Origin of the sequence: Pandoraea pnomenusa (assembly GCF_000767615.3) — a bacterium.
In the GTDB taxonomy this organism is placed as follows: Bacteria; Pseudomonadota; Gammaproteobacteria; order Burkholderiales; family Burkholderiaceae; genus Pandoraea; species Pandoraea pnomenusa.
The window spans coordinates 4,781,445-4,805,412 of record NZ_CP009553.3 but is presented as its reverse complement, the minus strand read 5'-3'; the positions used below and the strand labels follow the sequence as shown (position 1 = coordinate 4,805,412).

Annotated in this window: 18 protein-coding genes; 9 read left to right on the top strand and 9 right to left on the bottom strand. The window is 64.4% G+C overall.

Features of this window, described 5'->3' with window-relative positions; translation table 11 throughout:
• Positions 1 to 4: 4 nt before the first annotated feature.
• Together LV28_RS45460 and LV28_RS45455 are read right to left on the bottom strand one after the other, a co-directional pair.
• Complete coding sequence (locus LV28_RS45460; protein WP_023597727.1) at positions 5 to 1,087, bottom strand: putative 2-aminoethylphosphonate ABC transporter ATP-binding protein; 1,083 nt, start codon at positions 1,085 to 1,087, stop codon at positions 5 to 7.
• Between the two features lie 64 nt (positions 1,088 to 1,151).
• A complete protein-coding gene (locus LV28_RS45455; protein WP_029754387.1) occupies positions 1,152 to 2,168 on the bottom strand; it encodes a putative 2-aminoethylphosphonate ABC transporter substrate-binding protein in 1,017 nt (338 codons plus the stop codon).
• 405 nt (positions 2,169 to 2,573) lie between these two features.
• Here LV28_RS45455 and LV28_RS45450 point away from each other — a divergent pair, with 405 nt between their 5' ends.
• The 5 genes from LV28_RS45450 to LV28_RS45430 all read left to right on the top strand — a co-directional run bounded on the left by LV28_RS45450 (position 2,574) and on the right by LV28_RS45430 (position 8,844).
• Positions 2,574 to 3,290, top strand: a complete 717-nt coding sequence (locus LV28_RS45450) for a phosphonate utilization associated transcriptional regulator (RefSeq protein WP_023597725.1) — start codon at positions 2,574 to 2,576, stop codon at positions 3,288 to 3,290.
• Positions 3,291 to 3,404: 114 nt separating this feature from the next.
• Complete coding sequence (gene phnA, locus LV28_RS45445) at positions 3,405 to 4,658, top strand: phosphonoacetate hydrolase (protein WP_023597724.1); 1,254 nt, start codon at positions 3,405 to 3,407, stop codon at positions 4,656 to 4,658.
• A gap of 113 nt (positions 4,659 to 4,771) precedes the next feature.
• Complete coding sequence (gene phnY / locus LV28_RS45440) at positions 4,772 to 6,226, top strand: phosphonoacetaldehyde dehydrogenase (protein ID WP_023597723.1); 1,455 nt, start codon at positions 4,772 to 4,774, stop codon at positions 6,224 to 6,226.
• A gap of 316 nt (positions 6,227 to 6,542) precedes the next feature.
• Positions 6,543 to 8,336 (top strand): Na/Pi cotransporter family protein, encoded by a 1,794-nt coding sequence (locus tag LV28_RS45435; RefSeq protein WP_023597722.1) that lies wholly within the window; start codon positions 6,543 to 6,545, stop codon positions 8,334 to 8,336.
• Positions 8,296 to 8,844: a phosphonate degradation HD-domain oxygenase gene (locus tag LV28_RS45430; protein ID WP_023597721.1), complete on the top strand. Its 549-nt coding sequence runs from the start codon at positions 8,296 to 8,298 to the stop codon at positions 8,842 to 8,844. The genes LV28_RS45435 and LV28_RS45430 overlap by 41 nt, the downstream gene beginning before the upstream one ends.
• Before the next feature lie 34 nt (positions 8,845 to 8,878).
• Here the strand turns inward: LV28_RS45430 and LV28_RS45425 are convergent, their stop codons facing one another.
• The 6 genes from LV28_RS45425 to uvrA form a co-directional block, all read right to left on the bottom strand.
• The gene (locus LV28_RS45425; protein WP_048806513.1) at positions 8,879 to 9,874 is read right to left on the bottom strand and encodes a hypothetical protein; all 996 of its coding nucleotides are present in this window, start codon (positions 9,872 to 9,874) and stop codon (positions 8,879 to 8,881) included.
• 248 nt (positions 9,875 to 10,122) lie between these two features.
• Entirely contained in the window at positions 10,123 to 10,521 is a 399-nt protein-coding gene (locus LV28_RS45420; protein ID WP_023597719.1) for a RidA family protein, read from the bottom strand.
• Positions 10,518 to 11,498, bottom strand: coding sequence for a threo-3-hydroxy-L-aspartate ammonia-lyase (locus LV28_RS45415; protein WP_038619678.1), 981 nt, complete (start codon positions 11,496 to 11,498; stop codon positions 10,518 to 10,520). Before LV28_RS45415 ends, LV28_RS45420 begins: the two co-directional genes overlap by 4 nt.
• Complete coding sequence (locus LV28_RS45410) at positions 11,495 to 12,172, bottom strand: helix-turn-helix transcriptional regulator (protein WP_048806514.1); 678 nt, start codon at positions 12,170 to 12,172, stop codon at positions 11,495 to 11,497. The genes LV28_RS45415 and LV28_RS45410 overlap by 4 nt, the downstream gene beginning before the upstream one ends.
• Before the next feature lie 139 nt (positions 12,173 to 12,311).
• A complete protein-coding gene (locus LV28_RS45405) occupies positions 12,312 to 13,340 on the bottom strand; it encodes an AI-2E family transporter (protein ID WP_023597716.1) in 1,029 nt (342 codons plus the stop codon).
• A 42-nt stretch (positions 13,341 to 13,382) separates the two neighbouring features.
• Positions 13,383 to 16,247, bottom strand: coding sequence for an excinuclease ABC subunit UvrA (gene uvrA / locus LV28_RS45400; protein ID WP_023873011.1), 2,865 nt, complete (start codon positions 16,245 to 16,247; stop codon positions 13,383 to 13,385).
• Between the two features lie 512 nt (positions 16,248 to 16,759).
• Here uvrA and LV28_RS45395 point away from each other — a divergent pair.
• On the top strand, positions 16,760 to 17,923 hold the full coding sequence (locus tag LV28_RS45395) for an MFS transporter (RefSeq protein WP_025249883.1): 1,164 nt from the start codon (positions 16,760 to 16,762) through the stop codon (positions 17,921 to 17,923).
• Positions 17,924 to 17,953: 30 nt separating this feature from the next.
• Positions 17,954 to 18,454 (top strand): single-stranded DNA-binding protein, encoded by a 501-nt coding sequence (locus tag LV28_RS45390; RefSeq protein ID WP_023597713.1) that lies wholly within the window; start codon positions 17,954 to 17,956, stop codon positions 18,452 to 18,454.
• Between the two features lie 310 nt (positions 18,455 to 18,764).
• Here LV28_RS45390 and LV28_RS45385 read toward each other — a convergent pair whose 3' ends face one another.
• Positions 18,765 to 19,094, bottom strand: coding sequence for a DUF4148 domain-containing protein (locus LV28_RS45385; RefSeq protein ID WP_023597712.1), 330 nt, complete (start codon positions 19,092 to 19,094; stop codon positions 18,765 to 18,767).
• Between the two features lie 298 nt (positions 19,095 to 19,392).
• On the opposite strand from LV28_RS45385, the gene LV28_RS45380 reads away from it, so the two are divergent.
• The gene (locus LV28_RS45380) at positions 19,393 to 22,605 is read left to right on the top strand and encodes an efflux RND transporter permease subunit (RefSeq protein WP_038619681.1); all 3,213 of its coding nucleotides are present in this window, start codon (positions 19,393 to 19,395) and stop codon (positions 22,603 to 22,605) included.
• Positions 22,602 to 23,960, top strand: a complete 1,359-nt coding sequence (locus LV28_RS45375; RefSeq protein WP_371328135.1) for an efflux RND transporter periplasmic adaptor subunit — start codon at positions 22,602 to 22,604, stop codon at positions 23,958 to 23,960. Before LV28_RS45380 ends, LV28_RS45375 begins: the two co-directional genes overlap by 4 nt.
• The last annotated feature ends 8 nt before the right edge of the window (positions 23,961 to 23,968 follow it).

Here is a 23,968-nt window from a genome sequence, read left to right as displayed (position 1 = left end):
GGCTTCACCCCTGGCGGAAGACGCGCACGGCGGCGCTCGGCACGGCAAAGCGCAGCGCGCCTCCCGTGGCCGGTTGCAGGGCCTGCATGTCGGCAGGCGAGAGGTCGGCGTAGAGCGGGTGCTCGCACGCGTGCATGCGCAGCGTCACGCGCGAGAAGGCGCCGAGAAACTCGATCTTCTCGACTGCGCCGTCGAAGACGTTGGCGCCGTCGTCAAGGCCGTCGAGATCGCGCACGCGGACATCCTCCGGTCGGAAGAACACGCGAATGTCCTCGCCGCTGCGGCAGCCGTTGAGCGTGCCGCAGGTGAGTTCGTACTGCCCGACGTGCACGCGCCCCGCATCGCCGAGCCGGGCCGGCAGGATATTGGTCTTGCCGACGAAGTCGGCCACGAACGGCGTGGCCGGGTGCTGGTAGATCTCGCCGGGGGTGCCCACCTGCTCGATCACGCCTTGGTTCATGACCACGATGCGGTCGGCCATCGACAAGGCTTCTTCCTGGTCGTGGGTCACGAGAATCGTGGTGATGCCGAGCCGTTGCTGCAACGCGCGGATCTCGCCGCGCAGACGCACGCGCACCCGCGCGTCGAGCGCGGAGAGCGGTTCGTCGAGCAGTAACAGGCCGGGCGACGTGGCGAGTGCCCGCGCAATGGCGATGCGTTGCTGCTGGCCGCCGGAGAGCTGGCCGGGGAACTTGTCGCCCGCGTCCGGCAGGCCGACCATCGCTAGCAGCTCGGCCACGCGGGCGTCACGCTCGGCGCGCGCGACGCGCCGGTTCGTAAGCCCGTAAGCCACGTTCTGCGCGACGCTCAGGTTGGGAAACAGCGCGTACGACTGGAAGACGATGCCGTAATCGCGCTGCATCGGCGGCAGCGTCGAGATGTCGCGGCCGTTTTGCGACAGCGTTCCCTGCGTCTGGGCCTCCAGGCCCGCGATGATGCGCAGCAGCGTTGTCTTGCCGCAGCCCGACGGGCCGAGGAAACACAACATTTCGCCACGCCGCACGCTGAGGTGGATGTCGTGCAGCACCACCGTGTGCTCGAAACGTTTGTGGATGCCGGCGAGGTGCAAATACGTGTCGTCGCTCATTCGGGGGACCTCCTGCAGGGTTCGCAATGTCCGATGGGCCAAGTGTCCGGCGCGTTCGCCGCGCTTATTTCTTCTCGGACTTCGCGCCGTAGCGCTTCTGCCATTCGGCGAGCACCGACTCGCGCTGCTTCGCGATTTCCGTGAAATCGTTCTTCACGAGCATGTCGGGGTAGTTCGCCGGAATGGTGTCGAACTTCTTTGCAACCCCCGGATAGGCGACGATGGCCCAGTCCTTCGCATACATCTCGTTGGCTTCCTTGCTGGCGAGCCAGTCCATGTACCGCTTGGCGGCGTCGAGCTTCCTGGTGGTCTTCACAATGCCGGCCGCCTCGATGTCGTAACCCAGCCCTTCCTTGGGGAACACGAGATCGATCGGTGCGCCCGCGGCCTTGGTGCGATGCGCGTTGAACTCGAACGAGATGCCGATCGGGTATTCGCCGGCGCCCGCGTCCCGGCACGGTTTCGAGCCCGAGTGCGTGTACTTGACGATGTTCTTGTCGAGCGCATCCATGTACTTCCAGCCGCCTTCCTTGCCGAACATCTGCAGCCACGCCGTCACGTCGAGGAAGCCGGTGCCCGACGTGGCCGGATTGGGCATCACGATCATGCCCTTGTAAATCGGCTTGGCCAGGTCTTCCCACGAGGTCGGTTTCGGGAGGTTGCGCTTGGCCGCCTCCACCGTGTTGAAGCACACGGTGGCGCCCCACACGTCCAGCCCGATCCACGAAGGCGGTGTTGCCTTGTCGCTATAGGCGCGCGTGAGCCGATCGAAACCCTTCGGCGTGTACGGCGTGAGCAAGCCTTCCTGCTTGATCAGCTCGAGACTCGAGGCCGCGAGTCCGGCGATCACGTCGGCCTGCGGGTTGGCTTTCTCGGCGAGTACCTTGGCGGTGACCACGCCGGTGGAGTCGCGCACGTATTTGATATCGATATCGGGATTCGCTTTCTGGAACGCCTCGGCATACGGGCGCATGACTTCGACTTCCCAGGCCGTATAGACGGTCAGCGTGGTCTTGGCGAGCGCCTGACCGGCCTGCGCGGCGCAGACGAGTCCGGCGGCAAGCGAGGCGGCTACGCGCATGGCATGGCGCAACGTTTGGTTCATGGATGGCTCCTGTGGGTCGCGAATCCAGATCGCGTGAGTGAGTCGGTCAACGCCCTCTTTTGGGGTGTTGTGTTGCATATTATTGGCAAATTATGTCTTTTTATTGAAACCCGATGCATTTGTCATCTGTTCGTCAAATACCTCCAATAGTATGGAAATCATTGATTCAGATAGGGTTTCGTCGTTGCCTGAACCGACTCACCCCGACGTTGTTGCGAAATTTGCCTGCAATGTCGGATGTGTTTTGTTGACAATCTACAAATTGCTGTGCTTGAATGTCAACAACAAAAATAATCACGTGATGCCACAAATTGCAACGGTGTCGGCAGCACGGGATCGCATGAGTGCCCAGCGCGGAATTCAGAGAAAAGGAAGACCGGTATGACCCCGAAGCCCACCTCGCCAACGGCGATCGAGCTACTGCAAAGCCAGTCGCTCACCACGCTCGTTCAGCACGAGATCGAGCGCCAGATCATGGCGGGCACGCTCACGCCCGGCACCAAGCTCAACGAAATCGAGGTGGCCGGGCGGCTGGGCGTGTCACGGGGACCGGTGCGTGAAGCGTTTCGCGCTCTGGAAGAAGCCGGATTGCTGCGCACCGAGAAGAATCGCGGCGTGTTCGTGCGCGTGATCTCCCTGGAGGAGGCCGAGGAGATCTACGCGCTGCGCGGTGTGCTGGACGAACACGTGGCGCGCACGCTGGCCGAGACGATCACGTCGGAGCAGCTCACGCAGTTGCGCGAATCCGTCGAGGCGATGCATCGCGCGGTGGAGGCGGGCGACAGCGAAGGGTACTACCGGTTGAACCTGGCGTTTCACGACGCGCTGGTGGCGATGGTCGGCAATCGCAAGTTGCTCGAGACCTACCGCCGCCTGGTCAAGGAGCTGAGCCTGTTCCGTCACGAGGCGCTGACGGCGGACACGTCCGCGCCGCCGAAGTCGGAGCGCGAACACCGCGACATCGTGAGCGCCATTGCCTCACGCGACCCCGAGCGCGCGGCGCAGGTCACTCGCGAGCACCTCTCGCGCGGCCGCGCCCGCATTCGCGAAGCCCTGGCGCGCGCGCCGGGAAGCGGTACGCAGGCGAAGGCCGGCTGATCGCGCCCGCGACATCGACGTACCGATTGTGTTGAATAACCGGTCGCCGGCCGGTCGTCGCCCCCAACGACGACGCCTGCGGCAGTCACCCAGTTGCCCTTGAGGAGATCCGACGTGACCCAGCCCGAACAGATTCAAGTGAACGGCCGCCAGTACCGGCTGCCGCAACAGCCGACCGTCATCGTGTGTGTCGACGGCTGCCAGTTCGAATATCTCGAAGCGGCCGCGGCCGCGGGTGTTGCGCCGTATCTCGCGCATCTGCTCAAGGAAGGCGCCGTTTTTCAGGGCGACTGCGTGGTGCCGTCGTTCACGAACCCGAACAACCTGTCGATCGTGACGGGGGCGCCGCCTGCCGTGCACGGTATCTGCGGCAACTACTTCTTCGATCCGGCCGCCGACGGTGGGCGCGGTGCCGAGGTCATGATGAATGACCCGGCCTACCTGCGCGCGGGCACCGTGCTGGCCGCCGCCGCTGACGCCGGCGCCAGCGTGGCCGTGGTGACGGCCAAGGACAAGCTGCGCAAGCTGCTCGGGTATCGCATGAAGGGCGTCTGCTTCTCCTCGGAGAAAGCCGACCAGGTCACGCTCGCCGAGAATGGCATCGACGACGTGCTCGGCCTGGTGGGCATGCCGGTGCCGGACGTCTACAGCGCCGAGCTCTCGGAGTTCGTGTTCGCGGCGGGCGTGCGCCTGCTGGAGACGCGCCGGATCGACCTGATGTATCTCTCGACGACCGACTACGTACAGCACAAGTGGGCGCCGGGCACGCAGGGCGCGAACGCGTTCTACGCCATGATGGACAAGTACCTGCGTCGCATGGACGAACTGGGCGCGGTGATCGGTCTGACGGCCGATCACGGGATGAACGCCAAGCACGATCCGACGACCGGGCAACCCAATGTCGTCTACCTGCAGGATCTGCTCGACGACTGGCTGGGCAAGGGCGTGGAGGCGGGGGGCGCGCGCGTGATCCTGCCGATCACGGATCCCTATGTGGTGCATCACGGCGCGCTTGGCTCGTACGCCACGATCTACCTGCCGGCTGACGTCGATCGCGATGCCATTCGCGCGCGCATCGCCTCGTTGCCCGGCATGGACGTCGTGCTGACCAATGCCGAGGCGTGCGCGCGCTTCGAACTGCCGCCCGATCGCGTGGGCGACCTCGTGGTCGTGAGCGATCAGTCGGTCGTGCTCGGCACGAGCGCGAGCCGTCACGACCTGACCGGACTGACCGTGCCGCTGCGCTCGCACGGCGGCATCTCGGAACAGACGGTGCCCCTGCTCTTCAATCGCAAGACCGAAGGCATCCCGGGCAAGGCGCGCCTGCGCAACTTCGACATTCTCGACGTGGCGCTGAATCACGTCTGAAGCGCGACCGATGCCACATTCGAACGATTCCTGATGAGAACCAACGGCGCGCAAACCCCGTTATGGTTGCGCGGCCGGGCCCCTGTCCAGTTGGATACGCTGTGGAGAACCCCATGAACGCGCCGCACAAGCTGCACCCCGAATTCCGCGCCGAAGCGCTTCGCATCGGCGGCGAGAAAGTGACCCGCGAACGGATCATCGAAGTCTTCAATCCTTACTCGGGCGACCTCGTCGGCACCGTGCCGAAAGCGTCGCTCGACGACGTGCGTCGCGCATTCTCGATCGCCAGGCAGTTCCGCTCCACCCTCACGCGCTTCGAGCGCGCGAACATCCTCGAAAAGGCTGCCGCGCTGTTGCGCGAGCGCACCACGCAGGCGGCCGCCATCATCACGATGGAGTCGGGGTTGTGCCAAAAGGACGCCATCTACGAAATCGGCCGTGTGGCCGACGTGCTCGGCTTCGCCGCCGGCGAGGCGCTCAAGGACGATGGGCAGGCGTTTTCGTGCGATCTCACGCCGCACGGCAAAAAGCGTCGCGTGGTCACGCAGCGTGAGCCGCTGCTGGGCGCGATCTCGGCGATCACGCCATTCAATCACCCCATGAATCAGGTGGCCCACAAGGTGGCGCCGTCGATCGCGACCAATAACCGCATGGTGCTCAAGCCTTCCGAGAAGGTGCCGCTCTCGGCGTACTACCTGGCCGACACGCTCTACGAGGCGGGACTGCCGCCGGAGATGCTGCAGGTGATCACGGGCGATCCGATGGAGATCGCCGATGAGCTGATCACCAACGAGAACATCGACCTGATCACGTTCACGGGCGGTGTGTCGATCGGCAAGTACATCGCGTCGAAGGCGGGGTATCGACGCATCGTGCTGGAGCTCGGCGGCAACGACCCGCTGATCGTCATGGAAGACGCCGATCTCGATCGTGCCTCCGATCTCGCGGTGCAAGGCTCGTACAAGAACTCCGGCCAACGCTGCACGGCGGTCAAGCGCATGCTCGTGCATCAGGACATCGCCGCCCGGTTCACCGAGCTGGTGGTGGAGAAGACTCGCGCATGGAAGTACGGCGATCCGGCCGACGGTAACAACGACATGGGTACGGTCATCGACGAAGCCGCGGCCCGCCTGTTCGAGGCGCGCGTAAACGAGGCCGTCGCCCAGGGCGCGCGGTTGCTGGTGGGGAATCGCCGCGACGGCGCGTTGTACTCGCCGACCGTCATCGATCGTGTCGATCCGAAAATGACCGTGGTGCGCGAAGAGACGTTCGGCCCGGTCTCGCCGATCATCACGTTCGGCAGCATCGACGAGGCCATCGCCATCTCCAACGGCACGGCCTTCGGCTTGTCCTCGGGCGTGTGCACGAACCGGCTCGACTACGTGACGCGCTTTACCAACGACCTGCAGGTCGGCACCGTGAATGTCTGGGAAGTGCCCGGCTACCGTATCGAACTGACGCCGTTCGGCGGCATCAAGGATTCGGGGCTGGGCTACAAGGAGGGCGTGCAGGAGGCGATGAAGAGCTTCACCAACACCAAGACCTTCACGTTGCCCTGGGGGATTTGAACCCGCCACGGAAGGCGATGGGCGCAGGGAAAACGGGGGTGTCCGGAAGACCGGTCACCCGTCTGTCCCCCTTACGCAACAAGGGTTGGCAGAATCGAGCCGAAAATTGTGACAATTTGATGACACGATTGTTGCAGTGATCGATTTGGTGTACGGTGTACCGATTGGGGATACGCATGACGCGTGAACTTCATACGCATCCCGACGCCAGTGATGGACTGACGCGGGATGCCGGTTTGGCAAACCAGTGGGCGCGTCATGTCGGCGGCGCAGGACGTCGCCAGTCCCGTCGACAAGAAGATCACGGAACACTGGCATGCTGACACTACTCAACCTCCTTTCCGGCGTGGCGATGCTGATTTGGGGTACGCATATCGTGCGTACCGGCGTGCTGCGCGTCTACGGCGCCGATCTGCGGCGCATTCTTTCGCACAGCATTTCCAACCGTTTCCTTGCCTTCGCGGCCGGCGTGCTCGTCACGGGTCTCGTGCAGAGCAGCAACGCCACGGCGTTGATCGTGTCGTCGTTCGGCGCGCAGGGGCTCATTGCACTGGCGCCGGCGTTGTCGATCATGCTGGGGGCCGACGTCGGGACGGCGCTCATGGCGCGGGTGCTGACGTTCGACCTGCACTGGCTTTCGCCGCTATTGATCTTCTTCGGCGTCATCTTTTTTCTGTCGCGCAAGCAGACGCGCGCTGGCCAGCTCGGGCGCGTGTCGATCGGGCTCGGTCTGATCATTCTCGCGTTGCAACTGATCGTGGCGGCGACCACGCCGATGACCGAAGCCGCGGGTGTGAAGGTGTTGTTCGGCTCGCTCACGGGCGACGTGATGCTTGATACGCTGATCGGCGCGCTCTTTGCGATGGTGTCGTATTCGAGTCTGGCGGCGGTGCTGCTCACGGCAACGCTGGCGTCATCGGGGGTGATTTCGCTCAAGGTCGCGCTGTGTCTGGTGATCGGCGCGAATCTGGGCAGCGGCATGCTGGCCATGCTCACCTCGGCGGGGCAGAACGCCGCGGGCCGCCGCGTGGTGTTCGGCAGCCTCATCTTCAAGTTGATCGGTTGCGTGCTGGTGCTGCCGTTCATCGACTATGCGCCGCATCTCGTGGACTGGATCTCCGACGCGCCCGCGCAAGCCGTCGTCAATTTCCACGTGTTGTACAACCTGATTCGCTGCGTGGTGTTTCTCGCGTTCACCGAACCGATGGCACGGCTTTGCGAGCGCCTGCTCGCCGAAAAGCCCGAGGCCGACGGTGTCACGCGCGCGCGCCACCTGGACGAGAGTGCGCTGGAGATGCCGTCGCTCGCGCTCGCCAATGCCACACGCGAAACGTTGCGCATGGGCGACATCGTCGAGCAGATGCTCAACGGCCTGCTCGACGTGATTCGCAGCAACGACGTGGTGCGCGCCAGAGAGACGCGACGTCTGGACGACGACGTCGACCATCTTTATACCGCGGTGAAGATGTATCTGACGCGCGTGTCGCGCGAGAACCTGAGCGAGCAGGACAGCCGCCGCTGGACCGACATCATTTCGCTCACGATCAACCTGGAACATGCCGGCGACATCATCGAGCGCATGGTGACCGAGGTCGAGGAGAAGAAGATCTCGCACAAGCTGTCGTTCTCCGAGGCGGGCCTGCAGGAGATCTGCGACATGCATGCGCGACTGGTGACCAACCTCCAACTGGGCCTGTCGGTGTTTCTGAATACCGACCTCAAGAGCGCGCAGCGCCTGATGGCGGAAAAGGAGAGCTTCCGCGATCTCGAGCGTGCCTATTCGTACACGCACCTGAATCGTCTGGCGGGGCAGTCGGTGCAGAGCATCGAGACGAGTTCACTGCATCTGGACATCATCAGCGACATGAAGCGTCTCAATTCGCTGTTCTGCTCCACGGCCTATCCGGTGCTCGACGACGCGGGCGCGCTTCGCAAGAGCCGCATGCGCGACAAGCCGAAGGATACGACCAAGCCGCCCAAGGAAACGAAGGCCTCCAAGCTGGCGGCGCTCGCCGATGTCGCGACGGCAGCCGCTCCCGGATCTCGCGACGACAACGAGAGTTCACACGATGGCCCTGAGCCTGCCGGACATCCGCACCCTGTTCGATAAATTCGGTTCGCTCGCCTACAGCGGCGAGCCCGTCACCCAACTGGAACATGCGCTGCAATGCGGCGCGCTTGCCGAAAGCGAGGGCGCCGACGAGGCGCTCGTCGCGGCCAGCTTTCTCCATGACCTCGGCCATCTGCTCAACCTCCAGGGCGAAACGCCCACCGAGCGCGGCATCGACGATCTGCACCAGTATTACGCCCTGCCTTTCCTGCGGCCGCTGTTCGGCGATGCCGTGCTCGATCCGATTCGTCTGCACGTGGACGCCAAGCGATGCCTGTGTGCCATCGATGCGGCGTATCTCGGCCAATTGTCGGAGGACTCCGTGCGCAGCCTGGCATTGCAGGGCGGGGTGTTCAGTGACGAGCAGGCGCGCGCGTTCCTGGCGCGCGAGCATGCCGATGCGGCGTTACGCCTGCGCCGATGGGACGATCGTGCCAAGGTGGCCGGTCTTGTCACGCCGTCGCTCGATCACTTCATGGCGGTGCTCACGCGTGTGACGTTGCAGTAGCGGCGCAGTCGCGCGGCGAGACGGCGCAGGCCGGTCAGCGCGGCAGACGCGCCCGCCACGCTGTGGGCAGCAGGCGCAGCACCGCGCCGCGCGACGGTTTCCAGAACACGGAAAGCAACAGCAGCCCGCCGCCGACCACGACGGCGACCAGCGGCAGCGACATTGGCGCGAGGTCGTAAGACCGTCCCGGAAGATCGCCGCCGACCGGCGAAGGCGTGACCATCAGGCGCAGCATCGCGCTCATGACATACAACAGCGACGAGAGCATCAGCGCGCGACGATCGATCGCGAGCGACACGGCGGTGAGCACAAGGAACACGGCGATCACGGCGCCCGGGTGATGTGGGGCGAGCATCCAGAAGATCGGGTGGGTGACCATGCACGAGGCGAGCAGATGGAGCCAGAAGGCGACATCCGAGCGGATCGTGATGCGCTGAGGATCCTGCGCGTCCCAGCGCAGCGCCCAGATGAAGATCGCGAGGCCGGCCACGATGTTGGCGACAAGCAACCCGCCGACGGCCTGCGCATCGAGCACGAGCGCATGTGCCCACGCAACGATCACCACGCCGGCCAGGCCCATGGCGATGACGGCCGGAACGCGGAACCGCCACCAGTACAGGGCGGCAGCGAGGAGCGTGCACACGGCGGTGGCGGCAAGCGTCCACACGCTCATCGAGGCCCGGACCGTCTCGCTGCCCTGGTGCAGCAGCGACGCGTTGCCGAAACCGAGCAATGCGGCGGTGCTCACGAAACTGAAGGCGAAGCACAACGCGGGCAAGGCCATGCGACGACGCCGCACGAAGATCTCGGAGAGGCCCCACGTGATGGCCGTTGCGATCAGCATCTGCAGCCAGGAGGGGAGCCCCCCGGTCAGGAACACGGTGCCGAACGAGAGCAGCCACGCTGCGATCACGACGAAGATGTCGTTGAAGCTGGTGACAAGCCGCAACGGCTCGTCGTCGACACGTTGCGGCGTCGGTGGGTACGACGCGGGGGACGGCTGGGCGGCGGAGGTGTCGGGTGGGGTCATGATGAGCGGCTTTTGGGCTGATCGGTGTGCCGGCGAGGCGGTCACTGGGTATCCATGAGACGGATCTTCGCAGATAAATATCCCGCCCGTTGCATGCCGTTGCCGTGATTTGTGAGATGGCTTGCGCGCGGGCGGCGCCGTCTCCCAAACGGCCGGCGTTTTGCGCCGACCTTGCCCGCGGTCGGCGCGCTTCACGCCCATCTTTCAGCCGACCTTCAGTCGAGCCTCAGTCGAGCCTCAGTCGAGCCTCAGCCGGCCAATGCCGTCGCCTCGATCTCGATGGCCACGCCGTGACTGAGCGCGGGCACGGGAACGACGGCCCGGGCGGGCTTTGCGCTGCCGGCCCACGCGGCGTAGACCTCGTTGAAAGCGCCCCAGTCGTCCACGTTAGTGATGTACACGCGCACCTGCACGAGACGGCTCACGCTCGTGCCGCACGCGTTCAGGATCGTCGCCACGTTCTCCAGTGCCTGCTGCGCCTGGGCGGCAAAGGGGGCCCCGACCAGGCGTTCGCCGTCGGGGGTGATCGGCAACTGTCCCGACACGAACACGAAGCCACCCGCGCAAACGCCGTGCGAATAGTGTCCGCGGGGCGGTTGCAGCGTGGGAACGTTGATTGGCTCGATACCGCGTTCGCGCGTGCTCATGCGGCCTCCCCGAGCGTGAGTTTCGCGAAGCGCGCCATGTCGACATTGCCACCCGACAGGAGGATGCCCACACGCTTGCCCCGCACGTCGATCTTCTCTTGCAGCACCGCGGCCGCCGCGAGGCAGCCGGTGGGTTCGACGACGATCTTCATGCGACTGGCGAAGAACTGCATCGTCTGCACGAGTTCGTCGTCGGTCACGGTCAGGATGTCGTCGACCAGCGAGCGGATCACGGGAAAAGTGAGTGCGCCGAGATGCTGCGTTTGCGCGCCGTCGGCGATCGTTCGCGGCGTGTCGATGTGCACGATGGCGCCGCTTCGGAAACTTTGCTGACCGTCGTTGCCCGCTTCGGGCTCCACCCCGTAGATTTCGATGTTCGGATTGAGCGCCCGCGCGGCGATCGCGCTGCCCGAGAGCAGCCCGCCGCCGCCGAGGCAGACCACCAGCGTGTCGAGCTCGCCGGCATCTTCGATCAGCTCCTTGGTCGCCGTGCCTTGGCCGGCCATCACATGCGGATGGTCGTAGGGGGGGATCAGCGTCATGCCGCGCTCGCTCGCCAGGCGCTTCGACAAGACTTCGCGATCTTCCTGATAGCGGTCGTACAGGATCACTTCCGCCCCGTAGCCGCGCGTGGCGTCGATCTTCATCTGCGGCGCATCCTGCGGCATCAGGATGACGGCCGGCACGCCGAGCTCCCGCGCGGACAGGGCGATGGCCTGTGCATGGTTGCCCGACGAGAACGCCAGCACGCCGGCCCGCTTCTGCTCGGCGGTGAATTGCGAAATCGCGTTGTAGGCGCCGCGGAACTTGAAGGCGCCCATGCGCTGGAAGTTCTCCGCCTTGAAGAACAGGCTGGCGCCGGTCATGGCATCGGCCGTGCGCGAGGTGAGGACGGGCGTACGATGGGCGGCTTCGCGAATCCGATCGTGAGCGGCGACGACGTCGCCGTAGGTGATCGCCAGCGGGGTGGGGGTCATGATGCGCCTTTCGGGTCGGTGAGGTAGGTGTACACGGTCGATCGCGCCACGCCGAGCGTACGCGCGACTTCCGCATGCGCATGACGCAGATCGAGCAGGCCGCGCGCTTCGACGAGACGGATCGCCTCGCGGCGTTGCGACAGCGTGAGGCCCGGGGGTGTCGTGTTGCGCTGGGCCGCGAAATCGGTAATCAGTGGGGCGATGTCGTCGAGCCGGCGAGTGGCGAGCGTCTCGCGCACCGGTGCGGGCGTTTGCGCCGATACGCCGACCAGTTGCTGCACGCTGGCCGCCGCGGCGGCCAGCATGGAAATGTCCATGTTCAGGCAAATCGCGCCGACGTACTCGCCACGACTGTTCTTCAGCCCAATGGACGTGCTCTTGGCCGGACGTCCGTCCGGAAACCGGTTCGCGTAGTTGGCGATGACTTCGGGGAACGCCGGATCGGCAATCCGCGCGAGGCCCATTTCGGTGACGGCGTCACCGGGTTGGCGACCCGACAGATTGTTGGCGATGGCCACGACCGCGTTGTCCGGATCGGTCAGGTCGTGCAGCACTACCTCGACGAGCGGCGCGAACGTCTGCCCGAGCGCCTCGACGATCTTGCGTCCCTCGCGCAGCAGCAGCGCGTTTTCGTCGAGCTTGCCCGTGCTGACGGCGGATTTGGTGGATTTCATGATTTGACATTATGTCACTGAGTGACGAAATGTCAAATTCCGGTCGGAAAAACGCCCGTGGACCGTCCTGACCCGCTGTCTGGCGCAATCGCGAGATTGCGTAAGCACTAAGGGGTGGGGCGACGCACGGGCGTTCGTCTCAGACGAGTTGTTTGTCGGCGAGCTCGCTCTTGAGGTAGCCGTAATAGATGGGCGCGGCGATGAGTCCCGGCAGACCGAACGCTGCCTCCATCACGATCATTGCGAGCAGCAACTCCCATGCGCGCGACTGAATCTGGGTGCCAACGATGCGCGCGTTCAGGAAGTACTCGAGCTTGTGGATGACGATCAGGAACACGAGCGCTCCGATCGCCACGTAAAGCGACATCGACAGCCCCAGCACCACGATGAATGTATTCGAGATGAGGTTGCCGATGACCGGCAACAGACCGACCACGAAGGTCACGATGATCATCGTCTTGCGCAGCGGCAGGTGAACGCCGAACATCGGCAGTACCGCGAGCAGGAAGATGGCGGTAAAGAGCGTATTGATGGCCGAGATCTTCACCTGTGCGAACACGATGCGGCGAAAGGCGTCGCCGAACAGCGTGACGCGGCGCGTGAGCGCGGCGGCCAGGGGGCGCATGTGCTGGACGGGGCGCACCGACGAGAGTGCCACGAGGGCGCCGAGCACCAGCCCGACGATGATGTGCACCATCGCGTTGAGCGCTTCCTTGCCAACCAGCGACATCTCCTGGGTGTGATCCTTGAGATACCCCGTGATGGCCTGGTGGATGTCGTCGGTATCGGCGGGAAGCCGTGCCGTCACCCACGCGGGCAGTTGGCTGCGCGCCTGTTCGAGCGCGTCCATCATGCGGCCGTTGATGTGCTCCAGATGCCCGGCGTCGTTGCGGAAAAAGGCAATGATGCCGAAGATGAGTGCGGTCATCAGCGCCACGATGATGGCCGAGAGCAGCGCCACGGCGGCGAGCCGCGCCCAATCGCTCGAGATGCGCAGTTGCAGGCGCGGGCTGAGCACGTGCACGAGCTGATAGACCACCATGCCCGCGAGCACTACCGAGAGCAGATGGATGCCGAGAATGAGCCACAGGCCCACGGCGGCGAACACGTAGCTCGCCAGTTCGATCCAGAAATTCCGGTCCGGATTCCAGCCAGAGCGTGGTTCCATGCAGTGACGTCCTTGATAATTGCCTCGCCGTGATGGCGCGGCTTACTTCGCGCGCGCAAGCAGCGGGGCAAGGTACTTTCCGGTGAAACTGGCCTTGTTGGCCGCCACTTGTTCGGGCGTGCCCTGCGCGATGATCTGCCCGCCGCCCGCACCGCCTTCCGGTCCGAGATCGATCACCCAGTCCGCCGTTTTGATCACATCGAGATTGTGCTCGATGATGACGACCGTATTGCCCTGGTCGCGCAGCCGATGAATCACGGTGAGGAGCAGTTCGATATCGTGAAAATGCAGCCCGGTGGTCGGTTCGTCAAGGATATACAGCGTGCGGCCCGTATCGCGCTTGGAGAGTTCGAGCGAGAGCTTCACGCGCTGCGCTTCGCCGCCCGAGAGCGTGGTGGCCGACTGGCCCAGGCGGATGTAGCCCAGGCCCACGTCGAGCAGCGTCCTGAGCTTGCGCGCCACGACCGGCACCGGCTTGAAGAACTCGTGTGCCTGCTCGACCGTCATGTCGAGCACTTCCGAGATGTTGCGGCCCTTGTACTGCACTTCGAGCGTTTCGCGGTTGTAGCGCTTGCCGTGGCAGACGTCGCAGGGCACGTACACATCCGGCAGGAAGTGCATCTCGACCTTGATGACGCCGTCGCCCTGACAGGCCTCGCAGCGCCCGCCCTTCACGTTGAACGAGAAGCGGCCGGGATCGTAACCGCGTTCCTTGGCGGCGGGCACGCCCGCGAAGAGCTCGCGAATCGGCGTGAAAACGCCGGTGTACGTGGCCGGGTTCGAGCGCGGCGTGCGGCCGATCGGGGACTGGTCGACGTTGATGACCTTGTCGAAGTGCTCGAGTCCGTCGATCTGTTCGTACGGTGCCGGCTCGGCCGACGACCCGTAGAGATGGCGCGCGACGGCGTGGTACAGCGTATCGTTGATCAGCGTCGACTTGCCCGATCCGGAAACGCCCGTCACGCAGGTGAGCAGGCCAACCGGCAGATCGAGGTTGACGTGCTTGAGGTTGTTCCCCGTGGCGTCGACGATGCGCAGGTGGTCCTCGCCGGGGGCATGACGCTCGGCCGGCACTTCGATGCGGCGCGCGCCCGACAGGTACTGCCCGGTGAGCGATTCCGGCGCGCTTTCGATCTGCGCGGGGCTGCCTTGCGCGATCACTTTCCCGCCGTGAATGCCGGCGCCGAGTCCCATGTCGACGACATAGTCGCTCGCGAGGATCATGTCCTCGTCGTGCTCCACCACGATGACCGAGTTGCCGAGGTCGCGCAGGTGCTTGAGCGTGCCGATGAGGCGATCGTTGTCGCGCTGGTGCAGCCCGATCGAGGGTTCGTCGAGCACGTACATCACGCCCGTGAGACCGGACCCGATCTGCGACGCGAGACGAATGCGCTGCGCTTCGCCGCCCGAGAGCGTGTCGGCGCTGCGCTCGAGCGACAGGTAGTCCAGGCCGACGTTGTTCAGGAACGAGAGCCGCGCCACGATTTCCTTCACGATCTTGTCGGCGATCTCGCGCTTGGCCCCATGCAGCACCAGTTCGTGGAAATAGCCCAGCGCGTCGCGCAGCGGCAGGTTGCCGATCTCGTAGATGGCGCGGGCCTGCTTGTCTTCGCCGACCTTGACGAAGCGCGCCTCGCGGCGCAGGCGACTGCCCTCGCAATCGGGGCAGGCCCGGTTGTTCTGGTACTTGGCGAGCTCCTCGCGCACGGCGACCGAGTCGGTCTCGCGATAGCGGCGCTCCAGGTTCGGGATGATGCCTTCGAACGCATGCGAGCGCACCGACGTGCGGCCCTTCTCGTTCACGTAGGTGAACGGGATCTCCTGCTCGCCGGAGCCGTACAGCACGATCTTCTGCGTGGCCTCGGGCAAGTCCTCGAACGGCGTGTCGACGTCGAAGTCGTAGAACGCCGCCAGGCTTTGCAGCATCTGGAAGTAGAACTGATTGCGACGATCCCAGCCCTTGATCGCGCCGGAAGCGAGTGAGAGCGCGGGGAAGGCCACGACACGCTTCGGGTCGAAGAACGTCATCTGTCCCAGACCGTCGCAGGTCGGGCAGGCGCCCATCGGGTTGTTAAACGAGAACAGGCGTGGCTCGAGCTCCTGGAGCGAATACGAGCACACCGGGCAGGCGAACTTGGAGCTGAAGACGTGCTCCTTGTCGGTGTCCATCTCGAGCGCGACGGCGCGTCCGTCGGCCAGACGCAGTGCCGTCTCGAACGACTCCGCCAGACGTTGCTTGAGATCGGCGCGCACCTTCACGCGGTCGATCACCACGTCGATCGAGTGCTTTTCCGTCTTCTTGAGCTTGGGCAGCGCGTCGATGTCGTAGACGCGTGCGGTGCCTTCATTCGCCGCGCCGCCACCGGAACGAATGCGAAAGCGCACGAAGCCTTGCGCCTGCATCGAATCGAACAGGTCCGCATGTTCCCCTTTGCGATCGACGACGATCGGCGCGAGGATCATGAGCTTGGTGTCTTCGGGCAGCGCGAGCACGGCATCGACCATCTGCGAGACGCTTTGCGATTCGAGCGGCAGGCCGTGATCGGGGCAGTAGGGCGTGCCCACGCGGGCGTAGAGCAGGCGCAGGTAATCGTGGATTTCCGTGACGGTGCCGACCGTCGAGCGGGGGTTGTGCGACGTGGCCTTCTGTTCGATGGAAATCGCGGGCGACAGGCCTTCGATGAGGTCGACGTCCGGCTTTTCCATCAGTTGCAGGAACTGACGGGCGTACGCCGACAGGCTCTCGACATAGCGGCGCTGACCTTCCGCGTAGAGCGTGTCGAAGGCGAGCGACGACTTGCCGGAGCCGGACAGGCCGGTAATCACGACCAGCTGGTGGCGCGGCAGGTCGAGGTTGACGTTCTTGAGGTTGTGGGTGCGTGCCCCACGAATACGAATGGTTTCCATTGACGGTTCCGGGTCGTCGCCGAGGAATCCGCGCGGCGAATTGTCGCGGGGCGGTTTCCGGCCCCCAAGAGTCCGAATTTCCCGGGACGTCGCGCCGTGTCGACGCGGCATTGGCCAGGCGTCGACGCGGCAGGCGGCGGGAGCGGTCGGGCGGGCCGCTGGGGGGAAATCCGGGCGGCTAAACCTGCTAATATACCTAAGTTTGATTGCCAGGGCTGAACCGGCTGACGGGCTGTCTCGCACGGCACAACGGCCAGCGACTCAGATGGGGACGAACCGCCCGAAATCCAGAGGCGCCGCCGCGACCGCGGGCCTGAGTGCGATGCTTGGGTCGCACGGACGGCCGACATGGCGCCCGGGGCCGCGAGCATCGGACGGTGCCGAGGCGGCTCGACAGCCAAACTGATAGCGAAACCCTACCGGCGAGCGCTTTTTCCATCTCTCAGGACGTAATGTCTACCGATTCCGTGACTTCCGCTTCTCCTGCCTCGACACGCGGCCGAGGGGGCCGCATGACCCCGCTAGAAGTGCGCGCGAGTGCGTCGCTCGCGGGGATCTTCGCGCTGCGCATGCTCGGCCTGTTCCTGATCATGCCGGTGTTCTCCGTGTTCGCGCAGACCCTGCCGGGCGGCAACAACACGTTTCTCGTGGGGCTGGCCATCGGCATCTACGGTCTGACGCAGTCGCTGCTGTACATTCCGTACGGCTGGGCGTCCGACCGACTGGGGCGCAAGCCCGTCATTGTCTTCGGCCTGATCGTGTTTGCCATCGGCTCGCTGGTGGCGGCGATGGCGCACGATCTGACGTGGATCATCGTTGGCCGGGCGATTCAGGGGGCGGGGGCGATTTCCTCGGCGGTCATGGCCTGCGTGGCGGACCTCACGAGCGAGGCCAACCGCACCAAGGCGATGGCGATGATCGGCGGCAGCATCGGTATCTCGTTCGCCGTGGCGATTGTCTGCGCGCCGTTCCTGTATCACTGGCTGGGCATGAGCGGGCTGTTTTCGGCCATTGGCATTCTGGCGGTGCTGGCGATCTTCGTGGTGCTGTGGGTCGTGCCCACGCCGCCGGCCCATCCGAAGGCGGGACCGGCGCCGTTCTCGGAGGTGCTCCACAACCCCGAGCTGTTGCGCCTGAACTTCGGTGTGTTCATCCTGCACGCCACGCAGACCGCGCTGTTCGTGGCGATGCCGCGCATGCTCGTCGCGGCGGGCTTGCCGGTGGCGCAGCACTGGGAGGTCTATTTGCCGGTCATGGGGCTGTCGTTCGTGGCGATGGTGCCGGCGATCATTGCGGCGGAAAAGCGCGGCAAGATGAAGGCGGTGCTGCTCTCGGCGATCGCGCTGGTGGCGGTGGCGCAGGTGGCGTTGGGTGAGTTGCCGCCGACGGTGGGCGTGATCGCCGGGGTGCTGTTCGTGTACTTTCTGGGCTTCAATGTGCTCGAGGCGTCGCAGCCGTCGCTGGTGTCGAAGCTGGCGCCGGGACAGCGCAAGGGCGCGGCGGTGGGCGTCTACAATACGACCCAGGCACTCGGATTGTTCACCGGTGGCGCGCTTGGGGGGTATCTGATGACCCACTTCGGACAAAACGCAATCTTTATGACCTGTGCAGCTGGGGTTTTGGTGTGGCTTATAATCGCCGCACCGATGAGGACGCCAGCGCCTCGTCAATCCTGAACGGATTTCAGCAATACCGGAGAAAGATTTATGGCATCAGTCAACAAAGTGATCCTGGTCGGCAACCTTGGCGCCGACCCCGAAGTCCGCTACATGCCGAGCGGCGATGCGGTCGCGAACATCCGCCTGGCCACGACCGACCGTTACAAGGACAAGCAGTCCGGCGAGTTCAAGGAAATGACGGAATGGCACCGCGTGTCGTTCTTCGGCCGGCTCGCGGAAATCGTCAATGAGTACCTGAAGAAGGGCTCGTCGGTGTATATCGAAGGCCGTATCCGCACGCGCAAGTACCAGGCGCAGGACGGCACGGACCGTTACAGCACGGAAATCGTGGCGGACCAGATGCAGATGCTCGGTGGCCGCAGCGGCGGCGGTGAAGGTGGCGGCGGTGGCGGCTACTCGCGTGGTGGTGGCGACGAGGGCGGCGGTGGCTATTCGCGTGGCGGTGGTGGTGGCGGCGGTGGCCGTCAGCAGGCGCCGGCCAAGCCGTCCGGCGGCTTCGACGACATGGACGACGATATTCCGTTCTGATCCACGCCAGGCGCCTTTCTGGTGGCTAAAAAAAAGCCCGCTCTCCCTTTCGGAGGCGGGTTTTTTTGACGCCATCTTCGGCGTCGTCAATCGCGCTGACGATGCAGCAGAAAGCGTCGACGACGACATGCCCGGTTCCAACAAACTCGGGCGGCGTCGCCCAAACCCGCGAACGAGCTTGCAGTGCCTGCGAGCGCCCGCTGCGCCATCACGGGCGGAGAGCCATCCGAGCAAGCCCGGCAAGTGGCTCTCTCGCCCATTCCCGATGCCAGTATTGCCTTGGTGCGACTGGGCGGCGCAATCGCGGGAATCAATCGCCAAAATAAATCGATTCGCTTCCGGCGTGGCTTACCGGCTGGTTGCCCGTGCTTACCCCCGTCGCCGTGACAGTGCCGGAGGTGTTGGTCATGCTCGCACGGGCGTCCTGTTTGGCGACAATGGCCTCGGCGCGTTCGATGTTGGCCGGGTAGTTGGCCTGCGAGCCGGACGGTTGGTAGCCCGCTTGTTCGACACGGACGAGATCGGCCCGGACCTGCGTACGCGAGAGTGCCGCACCGTCGTTGCCGCCCGACTGGGCGAATGCGGAGAAGGGGGCGGCCAGGGCGCAGGAAACGAGAAGGGCGGAGACGATGGCTTTCATGATATTCACCTTTGCAAAAGTGGCCTCTGCGCCCGGAACTGGGGCAGTTCAGCCAGCCTTCGACAATGTCGCGAAGGTTGAATGCATTCTGGTCGTTCGCGGCTGACCTGAAGGTGACTCCCCGATTACGATTTTGTTATCCGCGCAGATGACAAATCCGTAATTTGACGGTCAGCGCGAGGTAAGCGGCCCATCCACATACTTGCCTCCATCTCGAACGCCCGCGTTCGTCGGAATTCCACTTTCCGGGCGCAGCGGGTCCTTCGCTGCCGTAGTCACCTCACCCCCGGACATTGTCATGTGGATCGTCAGATTGGCGCTCAGGCGCCCCTACACGTTCGTCGTGCTCGCATTGCTGATCTTCATCCTCGGCCCCCTTGCCATCATGCGTACGCCGACGGATATTTTTCCGAACATCGACATTCCCGTCATCAGCATCGTTTGGTCCTACAACGGCTTCTCGGCCGAGGACATGGCGCATCGGATCACCTCGAACTACGAGCGCGCATTGACGACCGACGTCGACGACATCGATCACATCGAATCCCAATCGCTCAACGGCGTGTCGGTGGTCAAAGTCTTCTTCCATCCGGGCGCCGACATCAATCGGGCGATCGCCGAAGCTGCGGCGAACTCCGCGTCCATTCTGCGTGTCATGCCACCCGGCACGCTCCCGCCGAACATCATTACCTACAACGCATCCACGGTGCCGGTGTTGCAACTCGGGCTTTCGAGCAAGACGCTGCCGGAGCAGTCCCTTTATGACCTCGGCAACAGCTTTATCCGGACGCAACTGGCCACGGTGCAGGGCGCTGCGGTGCCGCTCCCCTATGGCGGAAAAGTCCGTCAGATCATGGTGCAGCTCAACACCCGTGCGCTTCAGGCCAAGGGGCTCGCGCCGATCGACGTGGTCAACGCAGTCAACGCTCAGAATCTGATCCTGCCCGGAGGCACGGCCAAGATCGGCGCGCGCGAATACAACGTCCGGATCGATGGAAGCACGCAGAGCGTTGACGCGCTTAACGATCTGCCTGTCAAGACCGAAAAGGGAGCGGTCGTGTATCTGCGCGATGTCGCCCATGTGATCGACGGTTACGCACCACAAACCAACATCGTGCGCGCGGACGGCCAGCGCGGAGCATTGCTGACCGTGGAGAAGACCGGTAGCGCATCCACCCTCACGATCATCGATCAGGTCAAGCAACTGTTGCCGAGGATCACGGCCGGTCTGCCTGGCGCACTCAAGGTCACGCCGCTTGCGGACCAGTCGCTATTCGTCAAGTCGGCAATCTCCGGTGTCGTGCGCGAAGCGCTGATTGCCGCATGTCTCACCGCGGTGATGATCCTGCTATTTCTCGGCAGTTGGCGTGCCACGCTCATTATCGCCATCACGATTCCGCTTTCCGCGCTCACCTCGCTGATCGCGCTGTCGGCGCTGGGGCAGACCGTCAATATCATGACGCTCGGCGGGCTGGCACTGGCGGTAGGCATACTCGTGGACGATGCGACCGTCGCGATCGAAAACATTACGCATCATCTGGAGCGAGGGGCGCCGTTGCACGACGCCATCCTCGATGGCGCTGGCGAGATTGCGGTACCTACCTTTGTCTCGACCCTTTCCATCTGCATCGTGTTCGTGCCGATGTTCCTGCTCTCCGGCGTCGCACGGTACCTGTTCGTGCCGATGGCCGAAGCGGTCATATTCGCGATGTGCGCTTCATACCTGTTCTCGCGCACGCTGATCCCTACGCTCGCGATGTATTTGCTGCGCGCCAAATCCGCGAATGCGCGGCCTGCCGGCGGATGGTCCGCGCGGCTCTCGTGCTTTCAGTCGCGTTTCGAGACGGGCTTCGAATCGCTGCGCCGCTGCTACGCTTCAGCGCTCCGGGCCGCTGTCGGCCAGCGGTCGCGGTTCGTGGCAGTCTGGCTCGCGATCTGCCTTGGCTCCCTTGCCTTGGTGCCGTTTATCGGACGAGATTTCTTTCCGTCCGTGGATGCCGGTGAAATACGCCTGCATTTGCGTGCGCCGACCGGCACGCGCATCGAAGAGACCGCCCGCATCACAGACGAAGTGGAAGCGAAGATAAAGACGGTCATTCCTCCGGCGCAAGTGAGCCTCGTGCTCGACAACATCGGCTTGCCGGTCAGTGGCATCAACCTCACCTACGAATCGTCAGACCCGATCGGACCAGAGGACGCCGATGTGCTCGTCACGCTCAAGCCCGATCACCAACCCACCGCCGAATACGTCGCGAAACTGCGCGATGTGCTCAACGCCTCGTTCCCCGGCGTCACATTCTCGATGCTCCCGGCCGACATCGTCAGCCAGATCCTCAATTTCGGCCTGCCGGCACCCATCGACATTCAGATCGTGGGAAACAAGTTGGCACAGAATCGGGCGCTCGCCAATCAACTGCTCGACCAGTTGCGCGGCGTTCGGGGGCTTGTCGACGCCCATATCCAGCAACCCGGCGACGCACCCACGATAAACGTGAACGTTGATCGCACCAAAGCCATTCAGGCGGGCATCACGCAGCGCGATATCGCCCAGAACTTGCTCATTGCGCTATCCGGCAGCTCCCAGACCACGCCGAACTTCTGGCTCGCCCCAAGAAACGGTGTGAGCTACCCGCTTACCACCATGGTGCCGCAGTACAACATCGACTCTCTGCAGAAGCTCGCCAACGTGCCGGTAACGACGCCTGCGTCCTTCATTGCGCCGCAAAATCAGATCGGTTCCCTGGGCACGCTCACGCGCAGCGAACAACAGGCTGTCGTCTCCCACTACAACGTGCAACCTGTGCTCGACATCTTCGCGTCTACGCAAGGCCGCGATCTCGGCGGGGTTGCATCGGACGTTGCCCGTCTGGTCGATGCGACCCGCGCCCATTTGCCATCCGGATCGTCGATTGTCATCCGGGGGCAGGTGCAATCGATGAACGCCTCATTCAGCGGGTTGGCACTCGGCGTTGTCCTCGCGATTGTGCTGGTTTACCTGCTGATGGTCGTGAATTTCCAATCGTGGGTCGACCCGCTCGTCATCATTTGCGGTATTCCCGCGTCGATGGCGGGTATTGCGTGGATGCTGTTTGTCACGCAAACAACGCTGTCCGTGCCCGCGCTGACCGGCACGATCCTGTGCATCGGCATTGCCACCGCCAATAGCATCCTCGTCATCAATGCAGCGCGCGAGTCGCTCGCGGCCGGCGTGGCGCCGATCGACGCTGCGCTCGGTGCCGGCTTCGACCGCTTTCGCCCGGTCGTGATGACCGCACTCGCAATGCTGATCGGCATGTTGCCGATGGCGCTCGGGCTCGGTGATGGCGGAGAGCAAAACGCGCCGCTCGGGCGGGCCGTCATCGGTGGACTCGCGCTTGGCACGATATCGACGCTTGTGTTCGTTCCGGTCGTGTTTGCCTCGGTACACGGCTGGCTCGCGACTCGCCGTCCGGGGCGCTCGAACGATACGCGAGCGGCCACGTCCTCCAACGTCAACAAGGATTCCCAATGAGCATGCATAACCCGCCCGACGGCCGCGTCGAGACTTCCGCGGCCACGGAAAAGCCGGAGTTCGCCCCGTTGCCACCTCAGGCCACACCCGCCGCGATGCGGCGTTCTTCAGGGGCGCGACGCTTGTGGGGGCTCGGCCTTGGTGCCTTGGCGCTGACGCTGCTGTGTGCGGGCATTGTGCCGCGGGTCGTGGCGAGACAGGCGCAGGCCGCGCAAGTCGAGGCGCAGCGCGAGCTGCGAGTCTCGACGATTGCGCCGACACCTGCCCCGGCGATCCAGGATCTCATGCTTCCCGGCGCCGTCGCGCCGTGGGCCGACGTGGCGATCTACGCGCGCACCAGCGGCTATGTCAAACAGTGGTTCGCCGACATTGGCTCGCACGTCAGGGCAGCTCAGGTGCTGGCTCGGCTCGATACCCCGGAGCTCGATGCGCAATTGCGCCAGGCCCGGGCTGACGAGGCCACGGCACAGGCCAATTACCGCTTCGCCAACAGCACGGCGCAACGGTGGCGGACCATGCTGCAAACCCGATCCGTTTCCCAGCAGGATGCCGATGCCAAGGCCAGCGACGCCGCAGCCAAGCTAGCCGCGTTGCAGGCAGCACAGGCCAACGTGTCGCGACTCTCCGAACTGGTGTCGTATCAAAGTGTGACCGCCCCGTTCGATGGGGTGGTGAGCGCACGCAACGTACAAGTGGGCGCGCTGGTCACGGCGGGTGGGGCACCGGGCCTACCGGCGGCCTCCGGCGAACTCTTTCACCTGGAGCAGACCGATCGTCTGCGCGTCTACGTCGATGTTCCTCAAGACGAAGCCAATGGCGTGACGCGCGACACACAAGTGTGGATCGCGACGGAGCAATACCCCGGCCGGCGTTTCCCCGGCACCATCGCCCGCGATGCCAACGCGCTCGACCCCGTAAGTCGCACGTTACGCGTGGAGATCGATGTCGATAACCGTGACGGCGCCTTGTTGCCTGGCGCTTACACGCAGGTGCACCTGGCGCTGAAATCCAATGCGCCCGGCCTTGAACTTCCCGCGAGCGCGCTGCTGTTTCGTCCCGACGGCGTGAGCATCGCGACGGTGGACGCGAACGAGAAGGTGGCGCTCAGGCGTGTCAGCATCGGGCGGGACTTCGGCGCCTACGTGGAGATTGCCTCGGGCCTCTCGCCAGGCGATCGCGTGATTGCCAATCCCGGCGACGCCATTTCCGACGGCCAGCGCGTACGGTCGAGTCCCGCCTCGTGGAATGCCGGGAGCCGGGCCGGCGCGAGCCATGAAGCCGGCACGAAGTCCGTGGAGTCCGGTCAGGCCATACCGATGCCATCCAGGCCTGCCGCGACTTCCGGCAAGGCGTGAGGAGGCTC